At 66.1% G+C, this 13,284-nt stretch carries 10 protein-coding genes; 2 read left to right on the top strand and 8 right to left on the bottom strand.

The window, feature by feature from the left end; all coding sequences use genetic code 11:
* Positions 1-14 precede the first annotated feature (14 nt).
* Genes tagF through tssJ form a run of 5 tightly spaced genes read right to left on the bottom strand, consistent with a single transcriptional unit; the run spans position 15 to position 7,605 of the window.
* Positions 15-731 carry a type VI secretion system-associated protein TagF gene (tagF, locus tag HV753_RS18895; RefSeq protein WP_175176113.1) on the bottom strand — a complete coding sequence of 239 codons (717 nt, stop codon included), beginning with the start codon at positions 729-731 and terminating at the stop codon, positions 15-17.
* Between the two features lie 13 nt (positions 732-744).
* Positions 745-4,371: a type VI secretion system membrane subunit TssM gene (gene tssM / locus HV753_RS18890; RefSeq protein WP_175176112.1), complete on the bottom strand. Its 3,627-nt coding sequence runs from the start codon at positions 4,369-4,371 to the stop codon at positions 745-747.
* Positions 4,368-5,633 carry a DotU family type VI secretion system protein gene (locus HV753_RS18885; protein ID WP_425485903.1) on the bottom strand — a complete coding sequence of 422 codons (1,266 nt, stop codon included), beginning with the start codon at positions 5,631-5,633 and terminating at the stop codon, positions 4,368-4,370. Before HV753_RS18885 ends, tssM begins: the two co-directional genes overlap by 4 nt.
* 35 nt (positions 5,634-5,668) lie before the next feature.
* Positions 5,669-7,003, bottom strand: coding sequence for a type VI secretion system baseplate subunit TssK (gene tssK / locus HV753_RS18880; protein WP_175176110.1), 1,335 nt, complete (start codon positions 7,001-7,003; stop codon positions 5,669-5,671).
* A 23-nt stretch (positions 7,004-7,026) separates the two neighbouring features.
* Complete coding sequence (gene tssJ, locus HV753_RS18875) at positions 7,027-7,605, bottom strand: type VI secretion system lipoprotein TssJ (protein ID WP_175176109.1); 579 nt, start codon at positions 7,603-7,605, stop codon at positions 7,027-7,029.
* A gap of 119 nt (positions 7,606-7,724) precedes the next feature.
* Here tssJ and HV753_RS18870 point away from each other — a divergent pair, with 119 nt between their 5' ends.
* Positions 7,725-8,096, top strand: a complete 372-nt coding sequence (locus HV753_RS18870; protein ID WP_175176108.1) for a TssQ family T6SS-associated lipoprotein — start codon at positions 7,725-7,727, stop codon at positions 8,094-8,096.
* Between the two features lie 27 nt (positions 8,097-8,123).
* On the top strand, positions 8,124-8,885 hold the full coding sequence (locus HV753_RS18865) for an FHA domain-containing protein (protein ID WP_175176107.1): 762 nt from the start codon (positions 8,124-8,126) through the stop codon (positions 8,883-8,885).
* Between the two features lie 4 nt (positions 8,886-8,889).
* Here the strand turns inward: HV753_RS18865 and tssH are convergent, their stop codons facing one another.
* From tssH to HV753_RS18850, 3 genes are read right to left on the bottom strand one after another with little or no spacing between them, the layout of a single operon-like run.
* The gene (tssH, locus tag HV753_RS18860) at positions 8,890-11,499 is read right to left on the bottom strand and encodes a type VI secretion system ATPase TssH (protein WP_175176106.1); all 2,610 of its coding nucleotides are present in this window, start codon (positions 11,497-11,499) and stop codon (positions 8,890-8,892) included.
* 15 nt (positions 11,500-11,514) lie between these two features.
* A complete protein-coding gene (tssG, locus tag HV753_RS18855; RefSeq protein ID WP_175176105.1) occupies positions 11,515-12,648 on the bottom strand; it encodes a type VI secretion system baseplate subunit TssG in 1,134 nt (377 codons plus the stop codon).
* Positions 12,623-13,279, bottom strand: a complete 657-nt coding sequence (locus HV753_RS18850; protein WP_175176104.1) for a DUF3540 domain-containing protein — start codon at positions 13,277-13,279, stop codon at positions 12,623-12,625. The genes tssG and HV753_RS18850 overlap by 26 nt, the downstream gene beginning before the upstream one ends.
* Positions 13,280-13,284: the final 5 nt, after the last annotated feature.

The raw sequence follows: 13,284 nt of genomic DNA, 5'->3' as shown, positions 1-13,284 counted from the left end.
GGTGTCGATAAGGCTCATGGCCGCCAGGTAGGCAGCGACGAGAACAATCGGGCGAACAAGGTGGCGTTCAACGCGCCGCCATGCACATAGGTTTGCAACGCGGCGCCGTCCGCCTGGTTGGTCCACCAATAGCTGGTATGCGAACTCGGGTTGAAGCAAAACGGCAGGTCGGGCCAGGCACCCAATGCACGGCGGGCCAACGGCGCCGAGTCCTGCTCCAGGCCCGCGCGCAAGATGTCCATGATGTCGTTGCCCTTCGACGGCGCGGACGGGCTTGGCGCGGCGGCGGGCATGCGCACCTGTTGCAGGCTGCGGTCAAATTGCTCGGGCGCGCAACCATGGCGTACGGCGACCAGCATGCTGGCGCCCACCTGCCGGTAGTAGTCGCTGGCGCCGTCCAGGATGCTGCTGTGATATTGCGCGGGCGGCACGGCCGCCACCACGCACAAGGGGTAGCCCCGCCCCACGCGATCGCGGCTGGGCGTGATGCAACCCAGTTGCGCCACGCCCGCCCCGGGCCCCGCCGGAATGGCGAAATTCCAGATGGGCGCGGATGCGAAACTGCGCTCCGCCGCTGCGTCTGGCGCCTGCTTGAGCGCGACCAGCCCGAATTGCAGCCAACGGTCCCACCAGGCGATCAGTTCACGCGGCAGGCGCCGGTGCACGAAATCGCCCGCGGCCGGGATCTTGCCGTACCAGCCCACCTGTCCCCACTCCACTCCTGACTCCATGTCCATATCCCGGTCACGACGCGCCTGGGCAGGCGAAACCCTGCATCTCGGCTAGATGAAAAGGGCTTTTGACGCTGCTGGCGGTAATCTCCAGCACCACCTTGCGGCCGCCCAGGTCGAAGGTGGCCAAGGTGATCTCCGGCGAGGCGCCGCGCTGCAACTGCGCGCGATCCAGCATGCGGTTCAGCGCCCATGGCCCCGAGGTCGTCATGCCCGCCGCGCCTACCTGCGGCGTCAACTCGATACGAACCTGATTGCTGCCTCGGGGGCCCGGCCATTGCACCGTGGTAGCCACCTGCGGACCATGCGCGTAGCGCACCGGCTGACCGTCCACGTCCATCACGAACTGCGTGATGCCCTCATCCATCTCCACGGGGCGGATGGCCACCCGATAGGACGGCATGGGATTGCCCGCCATGAAGTACACATCGCGGATGACACCGGCGCGCTGGAAGGCGTCCAGCGTGGCCGAATTGGAGCCCGACCGGCCGTCGACGCCGGGTTTGAAGCGCCAGCGCTGCCCGGACACGTCGATCTGCGTCGCCAGGTTCTTCTGAAAGAAGTCATCCATCAGCCCGTTGGGCGCAAACAGGCGGGCCATGTCGTTGGGCGCCACGTCGCGCGTCGAACGGCTGGAAAACGGGTAACGGCCCGCCACCGACTGGCCGCAGAACACGCCGATGGTGGCGGACACGGTCTCGCCCATGCGCGCCCTCGCCACATCGGACACCTCGCCCGAGGCGTTCACGGACAGCGAATCGAGCACGTCACGCAAGGGACCAGGCAGCCTTCCGGCCTCCGCGCGAAGCTTCGTCACCGAATCCGAGCTGGGCGCCGGACTGCCGCTACGCAACGCCGCGTCTGCCGCAGTCAGGTAGGTGTATAGCTCATTGATGAGACCCGTCGTCGCGGCAATGGGCGGCGCGGCGCCCGCAGCCCCGCCTTCACCCTGCGCCAAGCGGCGATACGGCTCGAAGTACTCGTCCACGATACGCTCCAGTTTTTCATCCGAAGCGTCGGCACGCGCGGCCGCGCCGGGCCCGGTGGGTCCGAACATCTGCTCCAGCGCCTCGCGCGTGCTGCTGACCCGGTCGCGCGCCTGATCCGCCAGCGAACGGTCATCCTTGCCCGAGTCGCGCAGCAAGGCAGTCTCGCGCGCAACGCCGCGAACCAACTGCACCAAGGGGGATTCCGGTGCCGACAAGGTTCGCGCCATCTGGATGTTCTGCAGCAAGGACTTGCTGGGCGCCAATTGCAGATCATTCAGGTAGCCGTCCCACTGCGCCACGTAATCATTCATGTAAAGGCGCTTGATGCCGGCCACCAGTTGACGCTGCGCGCCCTGGTCCAGCAGTCCGGGCGGAGGGATGTTCAGGATCCACGCATCGTCCGATCTCAGCACTTCCGCGACGCTGGCAACGCGCTTGTTGAACACATCCCAATAGCCCCGATAGCTGAAAAGCGCAGGGATGCCCTGGCTAAGCGGCTTGCCGCTCCTGCGCACGAACACGGCGCTGGCCTGCGCACCGCCCAGCGTCACCACCGTGTTCTCGGGTGCCGCATCGGTGTTGGCCAACGTGCGACGCAGCCGGCTGTAGGCGCGCTGGGCCAGCGTATAGCGGGCCAGCTTCTCGCGCGCCTGCGCCACCAGCGTATCGTCCTTTGGAAAGGGCGACGCCAGCACGCGACCCTGCGTCAGGTTGCGCAGATGCAGCGACAACTGCTCGTACTGGCGCCGCGTATAGCCTTCCGGCAAGGTAGCCTGCATGTCCGACAACAGCCATGCATGCATGAACTCCGCGTCGTAGCGGTCGGCCTCGTACAGCATCAGGTAGGCGCGCAACGCCTCGTAGGAATATTCCAGATCACTGGCGGAAGCATCCCGCAGCGCAGCCTCGACGCGCCGCGCGACTTGCGGCAACAGCACCTGGTCCAGGGTATTGTCGTAGACGCCTTGCGCTGCCGCCTGCAACTTCTGGCCTTGATAAAGGCCAAAGCGGTAGCCGATCGGCGGCCTGTCGATTTCAAAGCCCTCGTGACGCGGCAGGTACCAGAGGCTATCCAAGAAGGGCATCAAGCCCAGCAAGTCACCCGTGCGCGTGATCTTGATGTCGCGCGTCAATTTTTCCACCGCCGGGACGCGCCGCGCGACTTCATCCACATAGTCCGAGTTGTTGCCGTAGCTCAGCGCCCAACCCGATATCAGCGCAACGAAGACTGCCGTGACCAGTCCGTAGCCTGCCCAGTGCAGTTGCCGGTAGCGGCGTTCCCAGCGCAGATTGCGGCCTGCCAGGCCCGCTTCGCGGAAGATGACGTCCCGCAACAGGTTCTTCAGGAAGTAGCTGCGGCCCTCCCCCTCGCCCGGCATGCTCGGCGCGGGCCCGGAAGCGCCCTCAATACGCAGGTATCGCTTGAGATGCCCCGTCACCTGGTCGAAGGTCTCGCCGCCCTGCGTGCCACTGGTGAAGTACACGCCACGCGGAATGACCCGGGCCTCGAACTTCGACGTGGCGAACACATCGCTCAGGAAATGGCCCAGGATGGCTTGAAGCCCGGCGAATTGCTGCGGCAGCATGTAGGCGAGCGCACGCCGCGCCGGATCTCCCTCGGCTGCCACCACTTCCGGCAACGCATCGTCCAGGCGGCGCTGCAACAGCGCGTACTCGGCGTGAAAGGCCTCATACAAGTCGAAGCTGGGTTCCTGGCTTTGCGCGTACGGCAACGTAAAGCCCCAGACTTGCGCCAGTTCGTCGCGGCTGAACGAAGCAAAGTACTCCTCGAAGCCGGACAGCAGATCGGTCTTGGTCACCAGCACATAGACGGGAAACGCGATGCCCAGCTGCTCGCGCAATTCCTGTAGGCGGCGCCGCAACACCGCCGCGTGCTGCGCCCGCTCTGCATCGGACGCCGACAGCAGGTCTTCAATGCTAATGGTCAGCATTGCCCCGTTGATCGGCTGCCGGCCCCGGTACTTGGTCAACAGACCGAGAAATCCGCGCCACTCTTCCTCGTCGCCCGTGGGATCGCTTTCGTGCGTGGTGTAGCGTCCTGCCGTATCCAGCAGCACGGCGTCGTCGGTGAACCACCAGTCGCAGTTGCGGGTACCGCCCACGCCGCGCAAGGCCACCTTCCCATAGCGTTCGGCCAAGGGAAAATTCAAGCCTGAGTTCACCAGCGCCGTGGTCTTGCCTGCCCCCGGCGCTCCGATGATCACGTACCAAGGCAGCTGATACAGATACTGCTTCGAGAAGCGGTCCAGCGGGCGGCGCTTGCCGCGATTATCGAAACGAGTCTTGCGCAGCAGCTCGACCGCCTCGTCGAATCGCGCTTCCAGCTGACGTATCTCGTCGTTGTCGGTGGCCTGTTCTGCCACCTTTTCAGCGCGCGGCCGAGGCCGCAGTTGGCCCAGCAGCTGCGCGTTCAGCCGCCCTTCCCGCCATTTTCGCCACAAGAATCGCAGCAGCCATATCGCGAATATCGCCACGATCACGACGATGCGCACCACCTCGCTTTCCAGCGGCCGCACGGTGCCAATCGCAACGAGCGGCCCCGCGATCCAGATCAGCAACGCCAGGGCCACCAGCCCCAGGAAGTTCCACACCCGCCGGCTGAAAAACCATCCGAACACCTTGTAGATCATTGTTGGCCTCCCTGTGCGCCCATCTCATGCGGCGCAGGCGGTACCAGCAACGTGATCTCCACCCGCCGGTTCAACGCACGGCCCGCGGCGGTATCGTTGGGCGCCACCGGATCGGCGTCTCCTCGTCCTTCTGCCCGCACCCGAGCAGATTGCCCCAGGCGCTGCTCCAGCATCTCTTTGACGGCATCCGCGCGTGCCTGCGACAGGTGCCAATTGGACGGAAAGCGCGCGCTGCGCATCGGCGTATTGTCGGAGTAGCCGCGTACCAGGATGCTGCCCTGCGTCTCGCGCAGGGCGTCCGCCACACGCGACAGCACGGGCAAATACTGATCACGCACGGAACTGGCCCCTGACTCGAACACGCCGTCGCCTCGCAGCACCACCACGCTGCGGTCCACTTCGTCGCGCACGCTCACCAGTTGGTCGCGGATCTCGGGCGCCAGGAATAACGCCAACCGCGGCGCGGGTGCCGGTCGCTTCGTCACGGCCGGCGCGATCTGCACGGCGGGCGGCTTCAGCCGGCTGATGGACGCGAACACACCATCAGACTGGTTGCCCAACCGCCAGCCCAGCCCCCAGTACAGGGCCAGCGCAAGCACCGCCGCCAGCACGCCGAATACCCACAGGGGCACCGGCAAGCGGCGCAGGGGCGTTTGCGCAGGCTCATCGCGCCAATGCGGCGACAACGCCAGCGCGTACTCGCCACGCGCGCCGCGCAGGATGCGCAGCAGCCGCTGGCGCAGCGTCTCCAGCTGCGAACGGCCGTTGTCGATCACCCGATAGCGGCCTTCAAAGCCCAGCAGCAGGCAGTAGTAAAGCAATTCCAGCAGGTCCAGATGCTGCGCGGGGTTCTGCGACAGCTTGGCCAGCAGTTGGAAGAATTTCTCGCCACCCCACGTCTCGTTATGGAACGTGACAAGGAGACTGTGCGCGGACCACACCCCGCTCCCACCCCAAGGCGTGAGCGCCGCGGCTTCGTCCAACGCCGTGCACAGGCAATAGCGTGCACCCAGGATCGTTTCGTTGGATATTCCCGCCTGCTGCGCGCGCAGCTCGAACTGACGAACCTCGTCCAGCAAGTGCTCGCGCAGCATGGCCGCCGACGGATGCGTCGCCGTCGCGCGGATCTGCGGAATCAGATCCAGCAGCGGGTTGGCTGCTGCCACCAGCGGATTGGTCCCGCTGATCACGTAGTCGTGGGCCCGCAACCGGCCGGAGGCCGGGGCAGCGTTGTCGCCCAGGCCTCCGGGCGGGGCGGACATGGTGTGGTCCGATGCATGCATATCTGTCTCCGCGCTCAATCGCGCAACGCCCAGAATTCCATCGTCAACCCGGGAAAGTCGCCGGCCAAATGCAGCGCCAGCGCACCGGTGCGCTCAAGCTGCTTCCAGAATTCGCCGCTCTTATCCAGTTCGAAATACACGTGTCCGGCGCTGTAGGGAATCTGCCGCGGCGCCACCGGCATCGCGCGAACGGACACGCCGGGCAATTGCAGATGCACCAGGTCGCGGATGCGCTCGACCGGGCCGATCTTGACCTGCGCGGGAAACCGCGCACGCACCGTGTCCGTGCCCAAGTCCGCGTGCACCGCCAGCACGAAGCCCGCAGTCCGCAATAGCTCGGGGTCCGTGATCTGCGCCACCCGCACGCCCTGGCCCCTGTCATGCAGCGGGATCTGCAAGGCGCGCTGCTCCAGCACCGCCGACAGCGAACGGCGCAACTCATTCATCAGGGGAACGAAACTGCCCTGCAAATCATCGTGCACGTACTCGGGCAACACGTCCGGCCGCCGCGCAGCGGCCGTGAAGGTGGACAGATCGCAGGCCAGCATCAGCCAGTCGTGGAACAGGCGCTCCGGATGCAGCGCAGGGCTCTGCCGTGCGTGCCAGAGCGCGCCCACGTAACGGTTGACGGTTTCCAGCAGCATGAAGTCGGAGACTTCGGAAACACCGCCACGGCCGGGCTGCGACAGGCGCTCGGACAACGCCTCGCTGCGTGCGCCAAGAAGGCCGTACAACTCGTTGACGAATCCTCGCAGGACCGGGTGCTCGCCCGCCGCCAGCCATGGCGCCACATAGCCCTCGTCGAGCACCACGCGGTTGTCCGGACGGCGCTCTGCCACGCGCGCCACGCCCAGGCCCAGCCAATCGTCGGTCAGCTCGTCTTCCAGCATCAGGCGCAACCGCAGCCGGCCCAATTGCAGCAAGGCCGGCTCCAGCCCCATCGAACCCGTGTCCTCCACATCGGCCTCGTGCACCAGGAAGCGCGCCAAGGTGTCCTCTTCCCCTTCGTAGATCACATCCGTTGTACCTGGACGCACGCGAGGCACGGCCAGCAGAATGCGCGCATCGCGGGTCTGCGGTGGCACCTCGAACGCGGCGGGTGCCGCATTCGGTTCCAGGAAGTCGAAGGGCGTACCGTCTGGCATCACGCCCCGCGCTTGTGTCAGCACCAGTTTGCCGATAGCCAGCGCGTCGCGATCCAGCGACAGATGACTGAATCCCCAGAAAAAGCCCTGCGCCGCAACCGCGCGCTGCTGCGCGGCATGCAGCACATGGCGCTCAAGCTGCTGGAAATGCTGGGGTCGCAGGAACATTCCCTCCGACCAGATCACTTTGTCTTTGCTCACCATGGTCCGGTTCTCTTGTTCTGTTTTTAAAAAGGCCACCAGGAACGGCTGCGATCCACTTCTTCCAACCCGCCGCGCTTGACCGCGACCTTCACCGTCTCCTCGTTTGGTGAAAACTGCCAGACCTTGTAGACATTGGTGTTCTGAGGCTCGGGCAGGGACACCAGCAGGCGCCATTTGCTTTGTTCAAGATCCCGGTAGGCGGCCACCACGCCCACCACCCGCGCCTCTGGATTACCGGGATACCGCAGCACCTTCGCCTCGCCCGGGCGCAGAATCACTTGATCGACATTGAGCAGCTCCGCACCCAGCGCCGCATGCGCATCGTCCTGCAAGGTGAAGAAATCTCGCGATTCGAAGATGCTGGCCGACTTCAATTCATAGATGGTCACCTGCACCGGCGAGGGTCTGCCGCCAGCATTCACGTTCACCTTCGGATCCGCACGCAGTTCGATGGCGTAAGGTGCCGGCACACGCTTTGCCGTCGAGGAGCACCCTACGGACAATGCACCCGCCACCACGCCAGCGGCGATCAACGCAACCCGTCGCAAAGACCCTCTGGCGCGATATCCCGTCAAGCCTGTTCGGTGAAATAAAGCGTTCATAAGACCTCGGAAATAAAAATACACACGTCTGTTACGCCACGACGCAACCCTGCCGCGCCGGGCCGCTATCATCGGCGGGATGCCCGAGCCTCCTGCTCGGCAACCGACATGCCCGCGCTATGAAACAGCCCATCCGTATCAGCCTGGTGTCCATTCTTGCGGTGCTCGCGGCCTGTGCTTCCGCACCGTCGCAGCAGGCCACCGACGCCTTGCAGCAAGTCCGCGACGAATACGCCGCCAGCCGCTTCGGCGCCGTGGTGCGTACCGTGGCCACCTCCGATGCCTTGGCCACCGCGCCCACGCCCGTGCGAGTGGAAGCGTTGAAACTTCAAGCCTTCAGCTACTGCGTCATCGGCTATCGCCAGCTCTGCGAAGACAGCTTCACCCGCATACTTCAGTTGCAGCCCTCGTTTGAACTCGCGCCCAACGAAACCGGGCATCCGCAATGGGGTCCGGCATTCCAGACGGCCAAAGCCGCCGGCCCCCGTTGACGCGCCGAAGGCGCCAAGGAGACAGGCATGAAACTCACCGTGTTCCAACGTGCCGGTGATCCGGCCTTTGAACCCATCCACGCCGAGTTCACGGCGCCCGGCGGCACTGTTGGCCGCAGTCCTGAAAACCATCTCGCCCTGCCCGATCCCTTGCGCGCAATCTGCCGCGTGCAGGCGGCCATCCGCATCAATGACGCGGCCGCAGGCTTTCTGGTGAACCTGAGCGGCATGAGCGCCGTCAGCGTCAACGGAACCGTGGTGGCGCGGGACCAGGAAGTGCCGCGGAATCCGGGCGACGAGCTGGAAATCGGCGACTACCGGATGCGGGCGGATACTGCCGCACGCACCTTCGACGAGGCGCCCCCAGCCGCCGTGATCGACGAGGACATCTTCAGCGACCTGATCGGGCCCGGCACCTTGCCTGTCGGCAGCGCGCCCGACGTATCCACTCATCCCTTCGACCTGGAATCCGCGCAAGCGCGCAACCCTGACGACCCCCTGCAACAGCTGCCGAGCGGCGATGCTGCGGTTTCGCGTCCAGTCACCGATCCCCTGGCGCTGTTCGACACGCCTGCCGACGGCCCTCCCAGTGTCTTCACCGACGGCACGCCATCCACGCTGCCGGCTCACGACCCTCTCGCCGAACACCGGAGCCACCCCGTGGACGATGCCTTGCTGGGAACGCGCCAGGCGGCAAGCGGCCGCAGCGCGTCCGATCACTTGCGTGAGATCGGCGGCTTCATGCGCCCCGCGCCGGTGAACAAAACACCGGAAGACAAGGACCGCTAGCGGTTCACGCATAGTCATAGCGGAACTCCCCGCCAAGCGCGGATAGACGCACGCGGTGCAACCGGCGGTCCTGCATCGACGCGCCCAGCAGTTCCCGGCTGATCTGCGGCAGCACGGTGTTGGTGAGGATCGCGTCCACCATGCGCGCGCCTGATTCGACTTCCGTGCAGCGCGCCACCACCAGTGCCGTCGCCTCCTGCGCCACCTCCAACGCAACACCGTGGTGCGCCAGCAAACGGCGGCGCACCCGCTCGAACTGTAGATCCACGATGTGCGCGAGCATGGCGTCCGACAGCGGCAGGTACGGCACCGCGACAAGCCGACCCAGCAGCGCCGCCGGGAAGGCCTGTAGCAAGGGTTCCCGCAATGCGGCCGCCAGCCCTTCGGCATCGGGCATCAGTGCAGGGTCCCGGCACAGGGCGTCGATGCGTTCCGTGCCCACGTTGGAGGTCAGGATGATGACGGTATGGCGGAAATCGATGTAGCGGCCTTCACCGTCCTCCATCCACCCCTTGTCGAAGACCTGGAAGAAGATCTCGTGCACGTCCGCATGGGCCTTCTCCACTTCGTCCAACAGCACCACACTGTGGGGCCGCCGCCGCACCGCCTCGGTCAGCACACCGCCTTCGCCGTAGCCCACATAGCCAGGCGGCGCGCCCTTGAGCGTGGAGACGGTGTGCGCCTCCTGAAACTCGCTCATGTTGATGGTGATCAGGTTCTGCTCGCCGCCGTACAAGGCTTCAGCCAATGCCAGCGCGGTCTCCGTCTTGCCGACACCGCTGGGTCCGCATAAAAGAAACACACCCACCGGCTTGTCCGGGTCGGTCAAACGGGCACGCGATGTTTGGACGCGACGTGCCACCGCCTCCAGGCCGTCGCGCTGGCCGATCACCCGTTTCTCCAATGTGTCCGCCAGAGCAAGCACGGCTTGCGCCTCATTGCGCACCATGCGGCCCACGGGGATGCCGGTCCAGTCGGCCACCACGGAGGCCACCGCCGCGGCGTCGACCGACGTATGGATCATGGAGGTCTCGCGCTGGCTGCCCGCCAACGCTTCCCGCGCCAGCGCCAGTGCCTGTCGCGCGGCGGCCTGCTCGGACACGGGCGCCTCGTCCAGCGCCTCGCGCAAGGAGAAGACCTTCGCGGCCAGCGCGCGCTCGGTCTCCCAGACCGCCGCCAGCGTCTGCTCAGCGTCCGTCGCCTCCGCCTGTTCGGCGGCCAGGCGTTCGATGCGCTGCGTGTCGCCCGCACCCAGGTGGAGTTCGCGCTGGGCAATGCGCTGCGCGATTTCCAGCGACTGGATGCGCCGGCGCGCATCCTCCAGCGCCGGTGGCACCGCATGCTGGCTGATCGCGACGCGGGCGCAAGCCGTATCCAGCAGCGCGACCGCCTTGTCAGGCAGCTGGCGGGCGGGAATGTAGCGATGAGACAAGCTCACTGCGGCCGTGATCGCCTCGTCCAGCAACAGCACACCGTGATGCGCTTGCAAGGTCTCCGCCAAGCCGCGCAACATGCCAAATGCGCGCGCCTCGTCCGGCTCGTGAATCTGCACGACCTGGAAACGCCGGCTCAGCGCGGGATCCTTCTCGATATGCTTCTTGTATTCCGACCAAGTGGTCGCGCCGATGGTGCGCAGCTGGCCGCGAGCCAGCGCCGGCTTGAGCAGGTTCGCCGCGTCGCCCGTGCCCGCCGCCCCACCCGCGCCCACCAACGTGTGGATCTCGTCGATGAACAGCACGATGGGCCGTTCGCTCGCCTGCACCTCGTCGATGACGCTGCGCAGCCGCTGCTCAAATTCCCCTTTCACCCCCGCGCCGGCCTGCAACAGGCCGATATCCAGCAGATACAGCGACACCTCGCGCAGCGGCGGCGGCACATCGCCCGCCGCCAAACGCAGCGCCAGGCCTTCCACCACCGCAGTCTTGCCCACGCCAGCCTCGCCGGCCAGCAAGGGATTGTTCTGTCGGCGGCGCATCAGCACATCGACGATCTGGCGGATCTCCTCGTCGCGTCCGGACACGGGATCGATCGCGCCTTCGCGCGCCCTGGCGGTCAGGTCGACCGCGAACCGCTCCAACGCGGCTCGGTCCTTGCCGTCCGTCTGCGGCGCTTCAAGCGGCGCCCCCACGGCGGCGTCTTCCGGCGCCCCCCGCACCATCTCTCCCATCTGCTCAAGCAGCCTGTCCGGCACGATGCGTGAGAATTGCGACGACATGCCCAACAGCACATGACGCAGCGCGTAGGTCCTGGCCAGTCCCGCCAACAGGTGGCCGCTGCGGATGCGCGTCGAGCCATAGCGCAGAGACCCCAGCACCCAGGCCCGCTCCACTGCGTGATCAATGTGTTCCGATAGATCGGACACCGATCCGGCGCCGGCCGGCAGACGGTCCAGTTCGGCCGTCAGGTCTGCCTGCAATTGCGCCAGGTCCAGGTCAAAGCCGCGCGCGATGCGGTGCAGGTCACTGTCCTGGGCCTGCAAGATCTGATGTACCCAATGCACCAGTTCCACATAAGGATTGCCACGCAGTTTGCAGAACGCGGTGGCGCCTTCCAGCGCCTGGTAGAGAAGCGGATTGAGCTTTCCGAAGAGGTCGATACGTCCGATATCCGACATGGCGTCATGGCGCGATCAAACGCGCTGAGTCCCAGAAGGTTGAGCCGGCGGTCGGCCACGTGCCGGCGTTTGCCCCCGGCGTTCATAGTCCAGCAGCAAGTCGCCTGCCTCGCCTTGCGCCGGCCGGCGCCGCCCCAGCCACGCCGACAAGCCCAATGGCCGCGGGGCGCCCAAGGTCAAGCCGCTCGCGTCCTGTGCGCGCAGCACCGGCCGCACATCCCAGGCCAACTCCACGCCTACGTAGTGCCTGACCCAATGCATCAGTTGCCGGGCGCGGACGCCGCCCGGCAGGAAGCTTGTGTAATCCTCCAGCGTCAATGGGCCGATCTCGATGCGGAACTTGTGCTGCGCATCGCGCACCGCCACGCCCAGCACCGTGTCACGGCCCAGGCCTGCCGCGCTGCCCAAACCGAGCCGTTGCTCCGGTTCCAGGCGGATCCATTGCGGCACGAATTCGCGAATGCGCACCGGCAAGCCGAAGAACGATTGCAGGATGTGCTTGAGGCCTTCAGGGTTGCGGGTCTGGCGCACCAGATGCCCCGCCATGAAGTACTTGGCATGATCCAGCACGGCGTCGCGCCGCCGCATTGACGGCTCGCCCATGTGCAAGAGACTGGCCACGTAGCGCGTGAAGCACGCCTCCTTGCGATCCAGGCTGACCGTGCTCTGCGCGTCGGCCCAGGCTCGGTAGAACAGCAGGATGAGCCGATGATGAAACACGTCGGCGAACGCCGCCAGCGTGCGGTCCCCGTAGTGCGCCATGCGCTCGTGGGCATGCTCGGTCAGGTGCAGCGGCAAGGGGCCATTGGGACCAAACAAGCCGAAACCGTAAATCGTCACCTCCGCCGGCCGGCCGTCATGCCCCGCCTGGACGCGCGCCACCGTGGACGGCGCAAACGCCATCGACGGCTCCTGTCGCAGCCGTACAGGCTCGTAGCGTGCAACCGTATCGCGGCCCAGGGGCTTGCGTGCGCCCGAATGGGCGTCAATCCAGCGCAGGGCATGGAACAGATCGTGTGCGTAGGGCTCGCGCTCGAGCGCGCGCCACCACTGTGCCTGCGTCTCGGACAAGGCAGCGGGTGAGGAAGCCGGATCGACCAGGGGTTGCGCAACGTCCACCGCGTCACCCCATGTGGATCTGCTTGGCATCCACCTTGACCAGATCGGAGCCCGTGACCAGCGTATATGACGCATGCAGCCGCGCGCTCTGCTCGGCCTGGAAGTCGATGGACCCGGCGCGCACCTGGTCCACTTCCGACACGCTGCGCATCGACAGCCGCGCCATCAGCGTCAGGCGGTCCAGCACCGCTTCGTAGCTCTTTCCCACCAGCCGCGTCTCGCCGACGGTGGCGTGCAATGTCTCGGCAACCACGCGCACCCGCTTGCAGGCATGGCGTTCGTCATCGGCCTCGACCGAGTATTCGGGCGTGCGGACGCGCACGGCGCCCTGGCCCTGCAACGTCACCTCGCCAGCGCTTTGCAGCAGCACGTTGCCGCCGTGCGACCGCAGCACCAGTTCGCCCTGCGCCTCCAAGGTGGTGCTTGCAGGCTCCGCCTGCACGGTGACCGCGATCAGATACACCCGCGACGGGTCTGGCCCGCTGATCAGCACTTCGTCACCCGGTTGCGGCGCCAAGAGGCAGCTGGCCGCGCGTCGTGCGGACCAGGCGCGGCCATCGCAGGCCACCGCGTAGCTACCATCGGGTTCACGGCCCAGCACCTCGCCCAGCAGATGGACGGGGTCATAGGCAATACGGTTCAAGCTTGCGGCGGATTTCATCATGC

The sequence above is a fragment of the Achromobacter pestifer genome, from assembly GCF_902859625.1.
Classification (GTDB): Bacteria; Pseudomonadota; Gammaproteobacteria; order Burkholderiales; family Burkholderiaceae_B; genus Achromobacter; species Achromobacter pestifer.
Note: the sequence above shows the minus strand (reverse complement) of the source record. Positions and strands in the feature narration are given on the sequence as shown.

Excerpts from the sequence above, each read along its gene's own strand:
- tagF (WP_175176113.1), bottom strand. The coding sequence starts at position 731 with ATGGAGTCAGGAGTGGAGTGGGGACAGGTGGGCTGGTACGGCAAGATC.
- tssM (WP_175176112.1), bottom strand. The coding sequence starts at position 4,371 with ATGATCTACAAGGTGTTCGGATGGTTTTTCAGCCGGCGGGTGTGGAAC.
- HV753_RS18885 (WP_425485903.1), bottom strand. The coding sequence starts at position 5,633 with ATGTCCGCCCCGCCCGGAGGCCTGGGCGACAACGCTGCCCCGGCCTCC.
- tssK (WP_175176110.1), bottom strand. The coding sequence starts at position 7,003 with ATGGTGAGCAAAGACAAAGTGATCTGGTCGGAGGGAATGTTCCTGCGA.
- tssJ (WP_175176109.1), bottom strand. The coding sequence starts at position 7,605 with ATGAACGCTTTATTTCACCGAACAGGCTTGACGGGATATCGCGCCAGA.
- HV753_RS18870 (WP_175176108.1), top strand. The coding sequence starts at position 7,725 with ATGAAACAGCCCATCCGTATCAGCCTGGTGTCCATTCTTGCGGTGCTC.
- HV753_RS18865 (WP_175176107.1), top strand. The coding sequence starts at position 8,124 with ATGAAACTCACCGTGTTCCAACGTGCCGGTGATCCGGCCTTTGAACCC.
- tssH (WP_175176106.1), bottom strand. The coding sequence starts at position 11,499 with ATGTCGGATATCGGACGTATCGACCTCTTCGGAAAGCTCAATCCGCTT.
- tssG (WP_175176105.1), bottom strand. The coding sequence starts at position 12,648 with ATGCCAAGCAGATCCACATGGGGTGACGCGGTGGACGTTGCGCAACCC.
- HV753_RS18850 (WP_175176104.1), bottom strand. The coding sequence starts at position 13,279 with ATGAAATCCGCCGCAAGCTTGAACCGTATTGCCTATGACCCCGTCCAT.